Consider the following 18,853-nt stretch of genomic DNA (forward strand, 5'->3'; position numbering starts at 1 on the left):
TTATTGGTTATAATTCCAGAATAAACTTATGTAATAAATACAACTATCTGGGGGTATTATTTCACTTATCAGTTATCAGTTATCAGTACCTCTGGCTTGAAATCCGAAATTTCCTGAGACTTTATTTATTGGTTATAATTCCAGAATAAACTTATGTAATAAATACAACTATCTGGGGGTGGTCAAATACATTGTTTAACAATAAAGTCAAATTCTTAATAGTTAGAAAAGGTAGGAGGTATTAGAGCAAATGGAAGCTAAATATCACAGTATTTTGGAGAATCCAGTAGTAGGAATTTACCAAACAAAACTTGAGGGATGTTATATTAACGCTAATGCTACCCTAGCCCGTATCTATGGTTATGAATCTTCTACAGAAATGATTGCTGCATTGGCAGATATTAAACATCAACTTTATATATATCCTCAGCGATATGATGAATTTGTTGATATTTTACGAAAAAAAGGAGAAGTTTCTCAATTTGAATCTCAGATTTATTGCAAGGATGGCACAATAATTTGGATTTCTGAAAATGCTTGGCTAGTTTGGGATGAACAGGGAGATTTTTTATATTATGAAGGAATTGTTGAAGATATTACCTCTAGAAAACAAGCGGAAGCAGCTTTGCGAGCAAGAGAAGAAAGACAAAGATTATTAATAGAAAGTCTTGAAGATTATGCTATAGTTATTTTGGATTCAGATGGGTATGTAGTAAGTTGGAACTCTGAAGCTGAAAAAATTTATCAATATCAAGCAGAAGAAATTATTGGCAAACATTTCTCTACTTTTTATACTCACAAAGATATTGACAATAAACTACCAGATAAGGAATTACAAATAGCTATAAATCAAGGTAAATCTGTAAGAGAAAAAAATTGTTTGAGGCAAGATAAAAGATTATTCTTGGCTAATGTAATTACTACAGCTTTATATGATGAAAATAAACAATTAATAGGTTTTTCTCAAATTACAAGAGATATTAGTGATAGTCAAAAAACTGTAGGTATCTCAAACCAATTAAGTCAGAGGATAAAAACTTCAAATCAAATATTTATTGATTTAGATAAAGCTAGTAAAGATGGAATAATACTGATAGATAAACAAGGTATTTTTGATTGTAATCACAGTGCCTTAGAATTATTCGGCTGTAGTCAAAAATCAGAATTTTGTGGTAAACAACTTTGGGAATTTAGCTCTTTAAAACAGTTTCAAGGGGAAGATTCAATTCTGCTATTGCAAAAATATTTACAAATAGCATTAGAGTCAGGAATAAGTCGTTTTAACTGGCGCTATAAACGTTTATATGGATCTGAATTTACAGCAGAAGTGGTAATAATTCCAGTAGAATTTGATGGTAGAAGTGGCTGGGAAATGGTAGTTTCTAATATCACTAGCAAAGTCTTAAAAGAAGAAGCATTAAAACTCGCAAATGAAGAGTTAGGAAATAAGGTAGAGAAACGAGCAATTGAATTACAGGAAACTATTGATAAATTAGAAAGAGAAATTGCAGAACGTCATCAGACACAAGCAAGGTTGAAGTTGTCGGAACAAAAGTTCTCAAAAGCATTTCTTTCTAGTCCCGACCCAATCATTATTACTACTTTTGAAGATGAGAGATTTATAGAAGTAAATGATAGTTTTTTGGAGATAATGGGTTATCGCCGTGAAGAAGTTATTGGTTACACAGTAGAAGAGTTAGGTATATGGGTTAATCTAGAAGAAAGAATTGATTTTAGAGAGTCTTTGGAAAAACAAGGAGTTTTGCAAAATCAGGAATATGAATTTAGAGTAAAATCTGGTGCGATTAGGATTTGGTTGTTGTCTGTAGAGATTATTAATATTGATAATGAAATTTGCTTTTTGACAGTTATTAAGGATATTACTGACAGGAAACGTTCAGAAAAAGCTTTATGGGAAAGTCAAAGAAAATTAGCAACTTTAATGAGTAATTTACCAGGTATGGCTTATCGTTTTTGCAACGATATAAATCGAACTGCAGAATTTGTAAGTGAAGGTTGTTATTTATTAACTGGTTATCAAGTACAAGATTTCTTGGGTTCAAATAAAGTATTTTTATCACAATTAATTTATCCAGAAGATAGACAACTTTTATGGAATACTATAGAGTTGGCTATACAAGAGAATCGACATTATCAAATAACTTATCGAATTACTACTAAGAATGGAGAAATTAAATGGGTTTGGGAACAGGGAATAGGGGTGTTTTCTGAGTCAGGAGAATTAATTGCTTTAGAAGGTTTGATTACAGATATTACTGATACTAAAAATGCTGAAGCTTCGCTGAAACAATCTCAGACTGAGTTAAGAAAACAAAAGCGACAATTAGAAACTGCTTTGCAAGAACTTGATGAGGTAGAAACTACTTTAACTAATACTGAAAAAATGTCTAGTTTGGGTCAGTTAGTTGCAGGTATTGCTCACGAAATTAATAATCCTGTAACTTCTGTTTATGGCAATATTGTGCATTTGAATCATTATGTTAAAGATATGATGAATTTGTTAGATATTTATCAGGAATACTCTCCAAGTTTACCAGAAGAAATAGAAGAACAAATAGAGGATATAGATTTAGATTTTATGATGGAGGATTTGCCAAAGGTAATATCAGCCATGCAAATAGGTTCGGAAAGAATTCGTGAAATTGTCCGTTCTCTGCGTAATTTTTCTCGCAAGGATGATGCTAAGAAAACTCTGATGAATATTCACGATGGGATTGATGGTACTTTGGTAATTTTGAAAAATCGTCTCAAAGGTGGTGGGAAAAAACCAGAAATTAAGGTTTATAAGGAGTATGGAGAATTGCCTTTGGTAGAATGTTATGTGGGTATGATTAATCAGGTATTTATGAATTTAATTGGTAATGGAATTGATGCTTTGGAGGAGGCAATAGTTAGGGATAATTGGGATGATAAGGTTCCGAGTATTTGGATTAGAACTACTGCTATATCAAAACAAGTTCAAATTAGAATTATTGATAATGGTTTGGGTATGGATGAGAAGGTTAAGGAACGTTTATTTGAGCGATTTTTTACTACTAAACCGGTTGATAAAGGTACTGGTTTGGGTTTATCTATTAGTTATAAAATTATTGTGGAAAAACATGGTGGAAGGTTAGAATGTATTTCTGCTCCTGGAGAGGGGGCAGAGTTTGTAATTGAAATTCCCATTGAACAGCCAGAATTTAGAATTTAGAATTTAGAATTTATCAGCCTTAAGGCTGAAGAGTAACTATAAAAATGATTAATCAAGGTATCTAACTAATTTTCTAAAGAAGAACTTTCTTTAATTAATTCCTCAAACTCCGCAACGGAATTAACGCTAATTGTTTCTAGGAGTAGTTGTTTGAATTGTGTTAAATATTCAATATTATTCAGCTCTATTATTAGAGTTTCTGGTACTGAATTAAATCGTTTTTGCAGTAAATCAATAATATTTTGTATACAAGTTTCTTTGGCTGTTCTTTCTATAGCCAGTTCTTCCATAGTGCTTAAAAATTCCATTTTTTGTTCCTCCTCATATTGATTAATTTTTGCTTGAAAATTTGATTGTAATTTTGGGTTTATTGATACAGCAGATTCCACCTTGGTGAGGTAAAATTAATAGCCGTTCAACAATTAATAATTACCTCTTCTGTAATAGAAGGATTGGGTTAAAAGGAATTTTTTTATTTTTTCTCCATGAATGGAGAGCCTTTATACCTTAATTTTTCGGTAAGATGCCCGCACTAAAAATCTTTAATTGTTAATATATGTATTTGCTATGAGACAGAATCTGCTGTAACTAATTTTCTAATTTTATTGATGAGAGTTATCTTTAATTAATTCCTCAAACTCCGCAACCGAATTAACGCTAATTGTTTCTAGATGTAGTTGTTTTAATTGAGCTAAATCTTCAATATTATTCAGCTCTATTATTAGAGTTTCTGGTACTGAATTAAATCGTTTTTGCAGTAAATCAATAATATTTTGTATACAAGTTTCTTTGGCTGTTCTTTCTATAGCCAGTTCTTCCATAGTGCTTAAAAATTCCATTTTTTGTTCCTCCTCATATTGATTAATTTTGACTTGAAAAGTTGATTGTAATCCTGGTGGCAATGACATCATTTTGTCGATGAATTTAAACAGGTTAATAATGTCAAATTTAGTTAATCCTTTTTCGTACAAACTTCTCACTATTTGCCATTTCCATTGTTCTCTTTCTGTGGGGTTACTTGTGGTACTTTTGGTTTTCAGGTGTGCCATTACTATAATAGCAAAAATATTTTTGTTGGCTGATAATTCCTCCCATTGATAATCTAATAGTTTGACGATGGAAAAGTCAAATGAGATTAGACTTTCTTCTAATCCATATTCATAGAAATTTGGTCGCCAAGATGGGGTTTCATCTCCTAATATTGCTAGACTAATTACTGGTTTATTATACAGGTCGAATGCTCGATTAATTATAGATGAACATTCGTTGGCTAAATTATCGGTCGTATTGACTTTGAATTTCTATATGTATTAATATCCAGATTTCTCGTTGGTCTAATAACCAAGCTTGAAATAGTTTATCAGCATAACGTTTTTCTTTTGTTGCTGAGGCAGCTATCTGTTCTAATTCTTTGTCTAGAGAAATGGGTGGTTTTTTCCAATTAATGGAGTTATGAATTTTCGGATAGAAAAAGTTGAGGAAGGAGGGAAAATATTCTCCTATTGCTGCTTTCCAAGGTTCATCATAATTGGCTGTTGTTTCTATCATTATTTTCTGGTTTTTTTGATGGGCGATATAGCTGTTGCTAGGCTCCGAATGTGACAGGGGAAAGGTGTTCTATGCCTTTATTTACTGATAATTAAAAAATTTATACTTTGTAGTAGATTGACATATATTCAATGGTGCCCGGCGACGGATTTCTCAATCCCTTTCGTAGTCTCAATTTAAGCCGTCTAACACACCCTACTAGACTGATACATATTCAATGCTGCAATAGTAGGGGCGGGTTTTAGTAGAAATTTTCATGCTTACCCTAACATTAAGTAAACCCGCCCTAATGCACACCCATTAGATGTGTCACTCTACTACAATATATTTTTGGTTGAATAAAAAATCATGTGCAGGTACGAGTAACCCCCAATAATTACATAGTACCATGATTTTTTTGCCGATGCAAGGAGAAAATCCTTTCAGCGTCGATTTTTTTTGGTAGCTCCACAGAATGCAGATGTAGATTCATAAGATTGAGCGATCGCTACACCAAAACAAACTTCTATCGCTTACTTTGCTGATAATTAAAAAATTTCCACTTTGTAGGTTGGGTTGAGAACATGTTAGTGTTTGCGCAACACATCTACGAGTCTTTGTTTGTAGTTGGGCTTTAGCCCTAATATCAAATCCGGTTGAATACTTACTTATATAGTTGGGGGTGAGGAGTAGGGGAGATTGAAGTCTTGAAGTAGTTCATGTCAAATTTTTTTGTCAAGCAAGTTTTTCAGTTATCAGTAATTTAGTTAAAGCAGACAAATAGTCAACTTTTGTTCCTTATTGAGCTAGTAGTTTTGCTTGAGCAATAAAATCAATATTCTCAGGGGCTAGAGCAAAACTACAAATAAAAGAATTTTTTACTCAACCCAATAATTTAGGCGATCGCTTCTTTGATCAGATATCTCTTAATACTAATTTCTCTGACAAAGGCAATAAGTTTACCGCTGAATGTTGAAAGATAGTAATCCTAAGTGATTTGTAATAGTTAAGGTTGAGGAAAAACTTTGAAAATTCTGACTCCTGACTCCTGACTCCTGACTCCTAACTACCACAAAAATATTACTATTGAAATAGGATTGCTATATTCATCAAGTTCCTAACATTTGCAATTTATATAAACCAGCATAAAGACCATTGTTTTGTAATAATTCCTGATGAGTACCTGACTCAATTAACTCTCCTCTTTTCAAGACAAAAATTCGGTTAACATTTCTAATTGTCGAAAGTCGATGGGCAATAATAATAGCTGTTCGTTCTGCTAAAAGTCGTTCTAATGCTGATTGAATTAACGCTTCTGTTGCCACATCTAAATTAGCAGTTGCTTCGTCAAGTACCAAAATTCTAGGATTACGAATAGCAGCACGGGCAAATGCTAATAACTGTTTTTGACCTCCAGAAAGATTAGCTCCTCGTTCTCGCAATTGAGTATTATATCCTTGAGGTAATTCTGCAATAAATTTATCTATATTTGTGTTTTTTGCTGAGGCTTGAATTTCCTCAAATGAATATTTTTCTCCTAAACTAATATTACTTTTTACATCTCCAGCAAATAAAAATCCATCTTGGAGAATCACACCAATATGTTTTCGTAATTCGGCTTGACGTAAGTCTTTAATATTAATTCCATCCACCAAAATTCTACCTTTATTCACATCATATAAACGACAAAGTAAACGAATGATAGAACTTTTTCCTGCACCAGTCGGACCGACTAAAGCAATTTTTTCTCCTGGTTTAATAGTAAAGTTGAGATTTTTCAGAACATATTGATTTGGTTTATAGCCAAACCAGACATTTTCAAATCTAATTTCACCTATTTGGGAATTATTAATTTCAAGAGTTGGTAACTTTTTAATATCTCCTTCTGGATCGAGAATTTCAATTTTTTCATTGAGGAGATTAGAAATACGTTCAACAGCAGTTAATCCAGCTTGAATAGCTGTAAATTTTTCGGCAAATTGTCGTAAGGGGTCGAATAAACGTTGAGCATATAAAATGAAGGAAGATAGAGTACCAAAGTCTATATTTTTAGCTAAAACAAATTGCCCTCCCAGGAATAAAACGGCAGCGATCGCTATTAAAGAAATCCATTCTAAAATACCAGAGATAGCTGAGTCATAAAAAATTGTTTTATCTACTGCTTTAACATAGTTTAGATTATTTGCTCTAAATAATTCGGAGTTAAATCTTTCTCGCCTAAATAATTGCACTACTCCAATGCCAATTAAATTTTCTTGTAGTTGAGAATTTAAACCAGAAAGTTCATCTCTAGCTTTGTAATTAGCTTGCCGATATTTTTGCTGGAAATAGATAATAACTGCTGTTACTGGTACAATCATTAATATCAACATTAAAGCTAGTTGCCATTGTAAACTAAACATAGTAATGGCAATAATTAAAATTGAGAATAAATCACTAACAATACCAATAGCACCTGTAGAAAATACATCTCCTAAAGCTTCAACATCGCTAGTCAGACGAGTAATTAATCTTCCTACAGGGGTACTGTCAAAAAATCTGACTCCTAAAGAAAGAACGTGCTTAAATAAATCATTTCTAATATCAGCAGTAATTTGTTGCCCAAGTTTTTGTACTAAAAAGCCTTGTAGAGATTGAAATATGAGCCGTATAATAATACTTACCATTAATACAATTGCTAAAATATTCAATCCTTGAGATAATGACATTTGTTGGATAAATAACCAGGTTTTTTCTCCTAAAATTAGAGAAATTGCTTGTCCGATTAATAGTGGTTGAATTGCTCCTGAAATTGATAATGGAAATAATAATATTAGTGAGATAGCTACTAAAGTTTTGTGACGGAGACCGTAGTTTAGTAAGCGTTGAATTAATTGCCAGTCTGTTTCACTATTATTACTTTTGTATTTGCTACTATTGTTTTTTGGTGAGTTGCTACTCATAGAATTCTATTGTTTCAGTTAAACTCTCAGTAGTATGATGTTTGATAAGGTAGCATATTAGCTATTTTTTGACAATTAATAGTCATTTGAAAGGGTATGATTATAATAGTTAAAATTGAAATGGAAAAACTGTTTATTAATGGATAATTGATAATTGATAATTGATAATTACCTCTTGCTCAAACCGTTCTTGATTTAATATAAGGAAATAGTATTAATTGATAATATATAGTGGATAATGAAATAATTTTCTAACATTCTAACTCTCTAATACCAAATTGATAAATCTTCGCTACAAATATTTAGGTTACTACTTAGTAGTCAGGAGATGTAGGGGCGATTTCGTTTCCTGCGGAATGCTGCGCAAACCGAATGCTGTCGCTTTCCGCGTAATTAGGAGCATGACAAACGGAAATCGCCCCTACAGGAGTTATAATGAATAAATTTGAGACTATTTTTTATGTTCTAATTATCTTTTTTGTCAAATCAACATTTACCGTAAAACCTTTTAATAGTTGTTATTATTCGTAAAATTATTTTTTCAAAATGGTATAACTTTCTAACTCTTTAATTATCAATTATCAATTATCAATTATCCATTGGTAAAGGGAGGCTTTCCAGCAATATATTTAATTAATAATTATTAATTATTCGGTAATTAAACAGGAAAAAGATGCTAATTATAGCAGGGAACAGGGAACAGGGAACAGGGAACAGTTGGAAAAGTGTTTCCGTAGTCTTTGATTCATCATCAGTCTATGTCCTAATCGCCCTGGCTGTTGCTATATGATCAAATATAGGGAATAGAGAATTTATCTATTTCCTATACTAATCCAAAATTATTTGTGAAAAAAAACTGTAAGGGTTGAGTTTCCAAATCCCATTTGTGCTTGGGTTTTGAGACCAAACCACTACGATTAAATATTATACCAATTCCCATGCATTATTGCTATACTTTGGCAATACTTCAGTCATTAACTAATCAGCACAATCATAATTATTTTTTTGCTGATTTTAGCTAGTTTAATGTTAATTATTCTTATGTTTTTTTCTCCCGTACGGACGTTGCACAGGCAAAAATGCGTTTTCCGTTCCGGAATGCTCCGCAAACATATTGCGCAGCAAAAAGTCCCTACACTCCCCTACTCCGCTACTCTGAAATAGATAAAGTTTTTGAGAAATGGTATTACCGAAATATTGTGGTTTAAAGCCTCCCCTTTTTAGGGGATAATAAATAAAAATTTTCCTGTTTGTCAATCCTCTCCTTTTCAAGGAGAGGTAATTCGCGCATTCTAAATTCTAAATTCGCGCATTCTAAATTCGCGCATTCTAAATTCGCGCATTCTAAATTCTTGAAAACCTATTTAGGGTTGCCATAACATATTTGCGTAGAGCTATATTATAAAATATCAAAAGTCTAATAGTTTTTTAAACAATAGCTGATACTAAATCCGGTTTATAGAGTATCCTTTTGGGAAGGTGGCGAGATGGGGGGATAGGGAGATGGGAAGATGGTTATAGAGGATGGGTGAAAAAGATACTTTATAATAACCGTATTTGATATAACTGCTGAATGCTTACATAATCATTAAATTCGTCAAATGCAGATTCTTTTAGTGGATGATGAACCAGAATTAACTTCTCCTCTGAGTCGTGCTTTGAATAGAGAAGGGTATAATATTGATGTTGCTGATAATGGAGAAATGGGTTGTCACATGGCAATTGAGGGTAACTATGATTTACTGATTTTAGATTGGATGTTACCCCAAAAAACAGGATTAGAAATTTGTCAAAAGTTGCGATCGCTCCACGACTATACCCCAGTTTTATTTCTTACTGCTAAAGATACTATAGATGACCGAGTTACGGGATTAGATGCTGGTGCTGATGATTATTTGGTTAAACCTTTTGAGTTACGAGAGTTATTAGCGAGAGTTCGAGCTTTATTACGTCGCCCTCCTACTATTGAGGCAACTACAACTCAGCAAAATTTACGGGTAGGAGATTTAGAATTAGATATAGAAAATCAAGTGGCTTATCGTAGTGGACAAATGATTAACTTATCAGAAAAAGAGTGTAAGCTATTAGGGTATTTTATGAATTATCCCGGTCAACTTTTAACGCACCAACAAATTTATGAATATTTGTGGGGACAGGGGGAGCAACCAAGTAGTAATGTTTTAGCAGCACAAGTACGTTTATTGCGCAGAAAGATAGAGGCAACTGGAGAGTCACCATTAATTCATACTGTTTATCGGAAAGGTTATCGGTTTGGAGAACTATAGAATTTAGAATTTAGAATTCTGAATTTAGAATTCAGGAGTAAAATTCGCAGCGGGTAAATAAATTGGAGACGAATGAGAATGTCCCAAATGGTGCGTTACGACGGATTCCTAAATACCTTTCACAGCTTAAATTCTAGCCGTCTAACGCACCCTACAATAATTAGTTATTCTTTGATTAAGTCAATCCTCTACACGGAAAGTATCAAAGATCGCCACCCCGAAGTGCTAGTAACACAATTACTACTGGGCCAGCAATTACAACCATGGCCAGCATTGTTAACTGGGCAATAGTTTCAAAGTTAATATTGCTGAAAAAATCAGTTAAAAACCCCATATTTCCTCTAGAAATTAATAAAATAGATACTGAACTACAAAACCGTCCTTTATTCTACCAAGCGATCGCCTATCTAATTTAACAAACTTTACAAAACTCAATAATTCAGTTTGCTACAATTAAAAGGCCGTTTATGCTAATTCCTAAAAACTTATTTTTAAATTTTAAATTTAAATTTTTTCCTTATAGCTAACAAAGAATTGGTGAGCACATAAACTTATGATAAATCTTAAGAGCAAGGAAATGTTTTTCCAACTGTTCCCTATTCCCTATTCCCTGGTATAAAAAAACAATGGTTACTTGGTGTTGTGTAAAAAATTGTGGTGCTTGTTGTTACTTGGAACCGACAGAGCGACCAGAATTAGAAGAATATTTATCTCCAGAAGAAGTAAAGCATTACATGAGTTTAATAGGAGCAGATGGATGGTGTATTAATTACAACCATTTGACCAAAGAATGTCGTATTTACCAGGATAGACCAAAATTTTGTCGAGTCCAACCAGATACCTTTAAAGAAATGTATGGTATTGAACCGGAAGAACTAAATGAATTTGCGATTGACTGTTGTCAGCAACATATTGGAGATATGTACGGCGAGCATAGTCTAGAAATGCTTCGATTTAATCATGCAGTGGGGATTAAATCTGGTTTTGAGAGATAATTATACCGTTTTATGGAAGTCAAAATTCAAAAGTCAAAAGTAAGATTTTATCAGCTCAAAACTTTTCGCTGTGCGACATGAAAGACATGCTTACTAATTTCAGGAAATTATTTCACATTTCACTATTAGGATTAAGATAAGTAGTGTAACCTAAGTTGATTAAATTGGTATTAAATAGTTGACACATAGCATAATTATCTGAAACAATAAATCAGATTTAAAAAATCTACATATATTAAGTAATTTAGTCATTTATTATAGTTATCAGTGAAATTTTTCCCGATGAGTGAAAATACAGTTAAAACCGAAATAGATGTAGAACAAAAAGATGTTTCTCAAAGCTTACCTTTGGAAGTTAGTTCAGAAAAAGGTGAAATTTTACCCCCTACTAATTCTCAGTCAGAACAAGAAGAAACAAAAGCAAAAAAAACAGGAGCATGGGCAGTATTTGCTTCAACTTTTGTGACAATACTTTTAGCAGAAATAGGAGATAAAACTCAACTTACTACTTTATTAATGACTGCCGAATCTCAATCTCCTTGGATAGTATTTGCAGGTGCAGGTAGTGCATTAGTAACTACAAGTTTATTGGGAGTTTTGTTAGGGCAATGGTTAGCTAGTCATCTTTCTCCAAAAACTATAGAAAGGTCAGCAGGAATTATTTTATTACTGATATCTTTGACTTTAATTGTAGAAGTTTTTTATGAAAATTTTCCGCAATTATTCAGGTATTAGCTTTTTATAATACCCTGCTCTTAGAGGGTATCTGTAAATAAAATATTAAATCCTTGTCTAGGGTGGGTTAGGCACAGATTAATAGTTAAACTTAATAGTTGGGTGTGATTTGCCGTAACCCACCAATAATCAAACTTATTGCAGTTCTTAAGATTTATTTTATAGAAACTCTCTTAAGGGCGGAGTTTAATTTGAAGCAATCATTCGTTGAACTTATACTAAATTTTTAACCAAAGAGTTGTATTTGATGAAAAATTTTATTCTACCTTCTTAACTTCTTACTTTTTAAGTTTTACTTCTTACTTCTTACTTCTTACTTCTTAAGTTTTTACTTCTTCCTTCTTACTTATTACTTATTAACTATGGATTGGCAACTTTTAGGTTTAAGTTTTATCGCAGTTTTCCTATCTGAATTAGGAGACAAAAGTCAATTAGCAGCGATCGCTCTGGGTGGGTCTTCAAAATTTCCCCAGGCGGTATTTTTTGGTACTGCATCTGCTCTATTATTAACGACTTTTTTAGGAGTTTTAGTAGGGCAAGGAGTAGCAGAAATTTTACCAACAAATATAGTAAAAGTTACTGCTGCAATTGGATTTGCTATTATGGGTATTCGTCTTTTATTGTCTGGTGAAGAGGAAGCAGAAGAGTCTGAAAATAGTTAAGTTTGAATCTGACTTTAACTAATATTTTATCAACCACATTGTTAGAAGCAAAAGCTTGTAGGGGCGAATCGCGATTCGCCCCTACATTGTTCTACATTATTTCAATATGACCCTCTATTTTTAGATGCAGATATCAAAGAATTATTACATCAGCAGTTTGCCCGTTTGTCAGAATTAGAAAAACAAGTAATCTCCCACTTAGCAACCGAAACCAAACCAGTAACTATTTCAACCTTATTAGATAATTTACAAATACCACCTTCAGACTTATTGAATATAATTAAATCTTTGCAGCGACGTTCCCTAATAGAAAAACAAGAAAATAATTTTACTCTTTTACCTTTGCTGAAGGAGTATGTTTTATCTAATTAAGTAGGCGAGAAACAACCATTCGCCCATACATTCTTGCGCTGACTGAATTTGATAGGAGCAAGTTAGTTTAAATGACATTTTTACCTGGGTTTAGAGAGCAAACCCCTACGATAAAATTTTACAATCTATTTAGGATAGCAATACCAACTTAGTAGGTAAAAAAAATAGATATAATTAATGAATTAAGAAAAAATCCCAATTGAGGCAAAATAATTATGTTAACCTCTGTTAATTCATCCAAACAAATTACTCTGGAAGAATTTTTACAACTGCCAGAAACAAAACCAGCTAACGAATATTTTAACAATAAAATTTATCAAAAACCAATGCCACAAGGAGAACATAGTACAATTCAAGCTTATCTATCATCAGCTATTAATCAAGTTGGTAGACCAAAACAATTAGTAATGGCATTCCCAGAATTAAGATGTACTTTTAACGGACGTTCTATAGTTCCAGATATTTCAGTTTTTGCATGGGAACGTATTCCGAGACAACCTAATGGTAGAATCGAAAATAGATTTGAAATAGCACCAGATTGGGTAATAGAAATTCTCTCGCCAGACCAAAGTTCTAATCAATTAATTAATAAAATTCTTTTCTGTCTTAATAATGGTACTCAGTTAGGTTGGTTAATAGATCCTGAAGACGAATCTGTAGTGATTTTTAAACCTAACCAACAACCAGAAATTAGATATAATTCTGATAAATTACCAGTTCTGGATTTATTAACAGATTGGCAATTATCTATTGCAGATTTATTTGGTTGGTTATATTAATTTAAGGAGTAGGGAGTAGGAAGTAGGGAATAGCAATCCTATTTCGGTTGTAATATTTTGGTAGTAGTTCAAACCATAGAATCCAAAGTAGGGACGTTGCATGCAACGTCCCTACAGAGTTATCATTTTTTTTAATGTAGTTCATTAACCTAAAAACTTTTGTATGAAGAAAAATTTTCTCAAGTAACCTGCAATTGTTGCTTGACTATTTCAAAAGCTAAAAGCTTAAATACTAACTAACAAAACTGGTTAATATCCCTAAAATCTTCGGTAAATCATAGACAGAATATTCCTCTAAATCTAGAATTATTGTTTGAGATTCTAACTCTAGAAATTGCCAAGCAGTACCAGTAGTAACAACTCCATAAATCTTGGGAATTTCTTTACCTTTACTTTTATTAAAAATTTGAGCAGCAACCATTTCTGCCATACATTGAGCTAAACCATTTCTCAGATTATCGTTTTTAGCTTCTACCAAAGTTATTACGGGTGCTTTGAGAACTATTTGCTGGGTTGACAAACTGATAATAAAGTCACAAAAACCATTTAATCCTAACTCTGGATTAACATTAAACTCTATACCAGAAAATAAACTTATCTGATTATTAGATATTTTTTTTACTTCTGCTAATATCGGCGCAATAATAAATTCCGTTTGCGGAGCATTCCCTCAGGAAACGAGCTTTTTCTGAAGATATTGCCACTGCCAATGGTAGATAATATTCTAAAGCTTCTTGCAAAAATTTACTGGGAGAAACTTCTGGTAACTGATTAAATTTACCCAAGTTTTCTACCACGTTGAGATTAAAACTTGTTAGAACTTCCTCTAAGGTAAATTTACTGTAAGGCATTAATTTTTCTATAGGTAAATATAAGTTTCCTAGAGCAATTATATTTCTGATTGAAAAGATTTTTCTACTCCACTCAACAGATAATAATCTCAAGGTTCTTAAATAAATTGACTGGAATAAACCTCTAATAATTAATTAGGGTTTGCTGAAAAAGTTTTATGGGTTAGGGTAGGAGACAGGAGACAGGAGACAGGAGACAGGAGACAGGAGAAATGGGAATTATAGGGGAGGTACAAGGGAAAATTATGCCTCAATTTTTCTGGCATAATCATCTCATGCATACTAACTTTTTGAACTTTTTTCACCAAAAAGCTGATACTTTTTCGATACCCAAAAAGGCTAAAAGCTTTATCTGTAAATCCTTTGATATTTAATCAGCAAGCCCTAATTAAATTTATCCAAGTATTTAACTAAGTTAAGATTAAAATTTGTCAGAACTTCCTCTAAGGTTAATCTACTGTAAGGCATAATATTTTGTTTTAGGGATTAGGGAGTAGGGAGTAGTAATTCGGGAAACAGGGAATAGGAAAGAAGAAAAAAAACTGTAGTTCAGTAACTTGAGAAACCATATATTTTTATATCTATTATATTTGTAGAAAGTAATAATTTCTGATATATTTAAGGACATTTAATATCAATCAAAATCTTTTTATATTCCGACTCTATTCTCCTGACTACTAAAATATTGCAAATGAAATATAATTGCTATAGCAATTATATAATGCTCGTGACTTACAAAGTTATATGTTTTAGGGAGCAGAAAACTGAAAAGGGGTATGTTATCTTCTAAGATTTTAGGGTAGGCAAATATTAATTTATTGAGATTAATTTTATCTCAACTAATTTGCCTACCCTACTTTTTTTAACTATTTTCCAGCAACGTAAGAAATAATTACTAATTCAGTTTTGTTGTCGGTAACACCAACCAAATAAAGTAGCACCAACAACCAATTTAATTATTTCTAATAACCAGTAACCACCGTGCATTTGATTCATTGCTACAGGAACTTCTTTAACTGACTCAAACAAATTTAGATTAATACCTAAAGCAGTCATTTGAGGAGTTAAACCATAAGTATCAATTAGAGCGATCGCCAACAATGCTATAGAAAAAATAATTGCTGTTTTAGCATTTTTAATGAAATTATTTGGCGTAGCAGTCAAAACTAATAAACCTGTTAAACCCAAGCTTGCACAAAATAACTCAACTCGGTTAAATACAGAAAACATTACTGAACCTGCTGCTGTAAAATCTGGGGTATTCATCATCCCAGAAACATACATACTTGGCATAATTACTAGGTCTAAAATTATGCAGGCGCTTAACCAGAAACCTAAAGTTAAACAAACTATTGTTTGCCAGCGTTGTTGATTGGACTCCAGATTTGGAGAAATAATTGCCATAGATTTATACCTTCTATGAGTTATATATTTGAAATTATATCTATAGCTTAACAAAAATTTGACTCAATTAGCATTAAGTAGTATTAAGTATTCTTACGATTTGCTTTTTATAAGGGAATAGGGAACAGGGAACAGGGAAAAGGAAATAGTAATTCTGGTTGTAGGGAATAGAAAATAAGAAAAACAACTGCACCTCAGTACCTTAAGAAATTCTATATATAGTGTTTATTAATTTGAGCGTTTCTCTCTGCCTTTGCGACATGAAATGGATCTAAACACCGGAGCTTTGCGTCAGTAATTATCTGATTTTTTTTGAGCAGATAGCGGTGAATGATAATAGTAGTCTATTGTAATAATTTTACTTAATTAAAACAGTCATAGAAGTATATTTATTGCCTTCCAAAGGAATTGTTTACTTCTCTATTTTCTTTAAATGCTTAAACCAAGTAAAATATAATCCTATCGACAATAAAATAAACATCAACAATAAAACACCAAAATTATCCCACTGCTTCATCATCAACATCATTCCCATCAAAAATAAAACCAACTGCCAAGGGATAGCAATCAAAGTTGCTAGAATATCTCGTCGATTTTCCCTTTCAATTTTTGCTTGAATATTAGTTGGTAAATTCTGGCTAACCACTCCCCAAAAACCAAAAGGTCTAGTAACTCTATAAAAATTATCAATCACTTCCAAGTTAGTTGTTGGAGTTAACAATGTTCCGAAAATACATCCTAAAAAAGAACAAATACTCGGCACTAAAAACATAATATATTCTTGAAGTTGAGGCATATTCAAAAAAGGTAGAATCACCGCTTTTGTCAAAATAGCTGCAACTAAACCCGCACCAGTACCAATAGCAAATCCATAACCATTAAATCGCCACCAATACCATCTTAAAACTAAAGGAATAAACAATCCAGTTCCTAACCCTAAAGTTAACCATCCCCAAATATCATTAATATTCGTAATATTAAAACTAAAAATTAATCCCAAACCAACAATCAAAATAGAAGCTAAACGACCTTGATTAATTAATTGTTGATTAGAAGCTTCAGGTTTAATATAAGCTTGATAAATATCTTTCACCCAATAAGCAGCACTAGCATTAATAATCGAATCAAAAGTTGACATTGCAGCAGCAATAAAACAGGCAACTAATAAACCTTTAACTCCGACTGGAATATATGCACTAATTACAGTAGGCAACACTAATTCTGGGTCAGAAATTATCTGATTTTTCAGACCGTAATCTATTCCTAATATTGCCAAAGCTGTAACCAAAGGCCAACGAAATGATAATAAAAAAATCCATAATAAAGAAAGTAAACCAGCTTCCCGATCATTCCTAGCAGCAAAGTAACGTTGAATCATATAACCACCCCCTCCAGCACCACCTTCTAGAAATACTTTAAAAATATAAAATAACATCACTCCACCAAACAAATTAAAAAGACTATAATCTCCTGGCAAGTCAATTTTTATCGGTGGAATAATACTACTCCATTCCTTCAAACTCCATTCTTGTAATTGTTCCGTACCTGGAATTGAAATAGCAAAAGTCTCTGGCAAACTTACTGTTTTAAAAGCAATAAAACAGATATATAAAATCGCTACAAAAATCAAAATTCCTTGAAAAACATCCGTCAAAACAACTCCATAAAATCCACTTACAGCAGTATAGATGAGAGCCAATAAAATCAATAATATACCAGCAACTCTATCATCAATCCCTAGAAATTCTCCTAAAAATTTTCCTCCTCCAACAGCAAAATAACTCATCGTACCAATAGCAAAAATAATATTAGCAACCGCACTAATAATTCTGGCAATATTTCCTTCTCTACCATTGCCAAAACGTAACTCCATCCATTCAGCAATAGTCATTACTTGAGCGCGACGATTCCACTTTCCCATAAACGTCATTAGGAACGCCATAATTAATACAATTCCACCCCGAATTTCAATAAAAAATCCCTTAGTTCCCAAAGCATAAACCAAAGAAGTTAATACCATAGTACCAGCCAAATCAGTATTAGAAGCCATACCAGAAGCACCCAATATCCACCAAGGAAGATTGCGATTTCCCAGAAAATAAGACTCAATTCCTGTCGATGCTTTTCTTTGTAGAAAAAATCCAAAAATTATTATAAATAATAGGTAAATTGTGACAATTATATAATCAATTATTTCCATCAAACCATCGCTAAATTAATTATCATTCATAATCTAATATAAGCTAGTCTAAATTATTTATCAAAATCCAACAATAGGTCATTTCAGTTATCAGTTAGCCTCCTGCGGAGGAGCTGCGCTTTATCCTGACGGACTGCTCCGCAAACATGTCGCGCAGCGTTAACGAAGTTGTGCGTTAGCTAAACAGTTATCAGTGAACTTCCGACTTAAAGTCGGAGGCTTGAAATACTGAGTTAAATATTTTTTTCATCCCCTTAAAAGGGGAGGCTTTAGACCTCATTTTTTGGTAAAAATCAAGAAACTTTCATTCTTGTTTTACGTTCCCTATTACCTAATTATGCTATCGGATTATGTACAATGAAAATAATAAGTAGTCGTGCTTTTAGTAATTTCCTAGTTAATAGAGGCAACAGGCAACAGAGAGTCAGTAGGATGTGTAATTAATTTTGCTTATGCACTTACCAATTTGGAAAAATATTGCGATATAATTCTCTATTATTGCTACTTATAAACTTTTTCCATAAATACAGAATTTAAAGTTTTTTACTTCAGAATAAAAACTTGATTTTCTAATTTTATTATATCCTCTTTTTCTATGAAAAAACTGAGGTTTTAATGAATAAATAAAAGAGATAAACTTATAGAAATAATCTATACTGACGGACTGATAATTGTCAAAAACAGACTTTGAATCTGGTTAATTATACCAATTCCCATGCATTAAGGCTATACTTGAGTGACACTTCAGTTATCGAGTAATTAACACAAATAAAATAAATTATTCCCTAATTATTATCCAGTTAATGTTCATGATTCTTCTGTGTACGGACGCCCTTATGCAACGTCCCTTCCCCCTCCTCCCACACTCCCGTACGGACGCCCTTATG

17 protein-coding genes are annotated in these 18,853 nt (G+C 32.5%); 8 read left to right on the forward strand and 9 right to left on the reverse strand.

All coding sequences use genetic code 11. The features are described from left to right. The first annotated feature begins 250 nt into the window (after window positions 1–250). Complete coding sequence (locus ACP6PK_RS09045) at window positions 251–3,214, forward strand: PAS domain S-box protein (protein ID WP_426559329.1); 2,964 nt, start codon at window positions 251–253, stop codon at window positions 3,212–3,214. Window positions 3,215–3,279: 65 nt separating this feature from the next. Here the strand turns inward: ACP6PK_RS09045 and ACP6PK_RS09050 are convergent, their stop codons facing one another. From ACP6PK_RS09050 to ACP6PK_RS09065, 4 genes are all read right to left on the reverse strand, one after another. After that, window positions 3,280–3,522: a hypothetical protein gene (locus tag ACP6PK_RS09050; protein WP_426559330.1), complete on the reverse strand. Its 243-nt coding sequence runs from the start codon at window positions 3,520–3,522 to the stop codon at window positions 3,280–3,282. A 294-nt stretch (window positions 3,523–3,816) separates the two neighbouring features. Further along, a complete protein-coding gene (locus ACP6PK_RS09055; RefSeq protein WP_426559331.1) occupies window positions 3,817–4,263 on the reverse strand; it encodes a hypothetical protein in 447 nt (148 codons plus the stop codon). 226 nt (window positions 4,264–4,489) lie between these two features. Then, complete coding sequence (locus ACP6PK_RS09060) at window positions 4,490–4,762, reverse strand: hypothetical protein (protein ID WP_210407373.1); 273 nt, start codon at window positions 4,760–4,762, stop codon at window positions 4,490–4,492. Between the two features lie 1,088 nt (window positions 4,763–5,850). After that, on the reverse strand, window positions 5,851–7,683 hold the full coding sequence (locus ACP6PK_RS09065) for an ABC transporter ATP-binding protein (protein ID WP_426559332.1): 1,833 nt from the start codon (window positions 7,681–7,683) through the stop codon (window positions 5,851–5,853). A 1,601-nt stretch (window positions 7,684–9,284) separates the two neighbouring features. Between ACP6PK_RS09065 and rppA the strand changes: the two genes are divergently transcribed. Then, window positions 9,285–9,968: a two-component system response regulator RppA gene (gene rppA / locus ACP6PK_RS09070; protein WP_426559333.1), complete on the forward strand. Its 684-nt coding sequence runs from the start codon at window positions 9,285–9,287 to the stop codon at window positions 9,966–9,968. A gap of 202 nt (window positions 9,969–10,170) precedes the next feature. Here rppA and psb30 read toward each other — a convergent pair whose 3' ends face one another. Continuing rightward, complete coding sequence (psb30, locus tag ACP6PK_RS09075; protein WP_426559340.1) at window positions 10,171–10,242, reverse strand: photosystem II reaction center protein Ycf12/Psb30; 72 nt, start codon at window positions 10,240–10,242, stop codon at window positions 10,171–10,173. On the opposite strand from psb30, the gene ACP6PK_RS09080 reads away from it, so the two are divergent. The 6 genes from ACP6PK_RS09080 to ACP6PK_RS09105 all read left to right on the forward strand — a co-directional run bounded on the left by ACP6PK_RS09080 (window position 10,232) and on the right by ACP6PK_RS09105 (window position 13,511). Next, window positions 10,232–10,384: a hypothetical protein gene (locus ACP6PK_RS09080; RefSeq protein WP_426559341.1), complete on the forward strand. Its 153-nt coding sequence runs from the start codon at window positions 10,232–10,234 to the stop codon at window positions 10,382–10,384. The two genes, psb30 and ACP6PK_RS09080, sit on opposite strands and share 11 nt — an antisense overlap. 210 nt (window positions 10,385–10,594) lie before the next feature. Next, window positions 10,595–10,963, forward strand: coding sequence for a YkgJ family cysteine cluster protein (locus ACP6PK_RS09085; RefSeq protein ID WP_426559334.1), 369 nt, complete (start codon window positions 10,595–10,597; stop codon window positions 10,961–10,963). 282 nt (window positions 10,964–11,245) lie between these two features. Next, a complete protein-coding gene (locus tag ACP6PK_RS09090) occupies window positions 11,246–11,698 on the forward strand; it encodes a TMEM165/GDT1 family protein (RefSeq protein ID WP_426559335.1) in 453 nt (150 codons plus the stop codon). Window positions 11,699–12,060: 362 nt separating this feature from the next. After that, complete coding sequence (locus ACP6PK_RS09095; RefSeq protein WP_094673656.1) at window positions 12,061–12,360, forward strand: TMEM165/GDT1 family protein; 300 nt, start codon at window positions 12,061–12,063, stop codon at window positions 12,358–12,360. Between the two features lie 165 nt (window positions 12,361–12,525). Beyond that, a complete protein-coding gene (locus ACP6PK_RS09100) occupies window positions 12,526–12,732 on the forward strand; it encodes a hypothetical protein (protein WP_094673655.1) in 207 nt (68 codons plus the stop codon). A 215-nt stretch (window positions 12,733–12,947) separates the two neighbouring features. Beyond that, the gene (locus ACP6PK_RS09105; RefSeq protein WP_426559336.1) at window positions 12,948–13,511 is read left to right on the forward strand and encodes a Uma2 family endonuclease; all 564 of its coding nucleotides are present in this window, start codon (window positions 12,948–12,950) and stop codon (window positions 13,509–13,511) included. A gap of 232 nt (window positions 13,512–13,743) precedes the next feature. Here ACP6PK_RS09105 and ACP6PK_RS09110 read toward each other — a convergent pair whose 3' ends face one another. The 4 genes from ACP6PK_RS09110 to ACP6PK_RS09125 form a co-directional block, all read right to left on the reverse strand. Next, a complete protein-coding gene (locus ACP6PK_RS09110; protein ID WP_371357415.1) occupies window positions 13,744–14,031 on the reverse strand; it encodes a hypothetical protein in 288 nt (95 codons plus the stop codon). An 85-nt stretch (window positions 14,032–14,116) separates the two neighbouring features. Next, a complete protein-coding gene (locus ACP6PK_RS09115; protein ID WP_426559337.1) occupies window positions 14,117–14,455 on the reverse strand; it encodes a hypothetical protein in 339 nt (112 codons plus the stop codon). A gap of 807 nt (window positions 14,456–15,262) precedes the next feature. Beyond that, the gene (locus ACP6PK_RS09120; protein ID WP_426559338.1) at window positions 15,263–15,766 is read right to left on the reverse strand and encodes a hypothetical protein; all 504 of its coding nucleotides are present in this window, start codon (window positions 15,764–15,766) and stop codon (window positions 15,263–15,265) included. Window positions 15,767–16,178: 412 nt separating this feature from the next. Next, window positions 16,179–17,966: a sodium:solute symporter family transporter gene (locus tag ACP6PK_RS09125; RefSeq protein WP_426559339.1), complete on the reverse strand. Its 1,788-nt coding sequence runs from the start codon at window positions 17,964–17,966 to the stop codon at window positions 16,179–16,181. Between the last annotated feature and the right edge of the window lie 887 nt (window positions 17,967–18,853).

Source organism: Dapis hubbardiae BLCC-M172 (assembly GCF_050016015.1).
GTDB lineage: Bacteria > Cyanobacteriota > Cyanobacteriia > Cyanobacteriales > Microcoleaceae > Trichodesmium.

Coding starts and splice junctions, on each gene's coding strand:
- ACP6PK_RS09090 (WP_426559335.1), top strand. CDS start 11,246: ATGAGTGAAAATACAGTTAAAACCGAAATAGATGTAGAACAAAAAGAT.
- ACP6PK_RS09105 (WP_426559336.1), top strand. CDS start 12,948: ATGTTAACCTCTGTTAATTCATCCAAACAAATTACTCTGGAAGAATTT.
- ACP6PK_RS09060 (WP_210407373.1), bottom strand. CDS start 4,762: ATGATAGAAACAACAGCCAATTATGATGAACCTTGGAAAGCAGCAATA.
- ACP6PK_RS09065 (WP_426559332.1), bottom strand. CDS start 7,683: ATGAGTAGCAACTCACCAAAAAACAATAGTAGCAAATACAAAAGTAAT.
- ACP6PK_RS09095 (WP_094673656.1), top strand. CDS start 12,061: ATGGATTGGCAACTTTTAGGTTTAAGTTTTATCGCAGTTTTCCTATCT.
- ACP6PK_RS09125 (WP_426559339.1), bottom strand. CDS start 17,966: ATGGAAATAATTGATTATATAATTGTCACAATTTACCTATTATTTATA.
- ACP6PK_RS09085 (WP_426559334.1), top strand. CDS start 10,595: ATGGTTACTTGGTGTTGTGTAAAAAATTGTGGTGCTTGTTGTTACTTG.
- ACP6PK_RS09120 (WP_426559338.1), bottom strand. CDS start 15,766: ATGGCAATTATTTCTCCAAATCTGGAGTCCAATCAACAACGCTGGCAA.
- ACP6PK_RS09080 (WP_426559341.1), top strand. CDS start 10,232: ATGGCCAGCATTGTTAACTGGGCAATAGTTTCAAAGTTAATATTGCTG.
- ACP6PK_RS09045 (WP_426559329.1), top strand. CDS start 251: ATGGAAGCTAAATATCACAGTATTTTGGAGAATCCAGTAGTAGGAATT.
- ACP6PK_RS09055 (WP_426559331.1), bottom strand. CDS start 4,263: ATGGCACACCTGAAAACCAAAAGTACCACAAGTAACCCCACAGAAAGA.
- ACP6PK_RS09050 (WP_426559330.1), bottom strand. CDS start 3,522: ATGGAATTTTTAAGCACTATGGAAGAACTGGCTATAGAAAGAACAGCC.
- rppA (WP_426559333.1), top strand. CDS start 9,285: ATGCAGATTCTTTTAGTGGATGATGAACCAGAATTAACTTCTCCTCTG.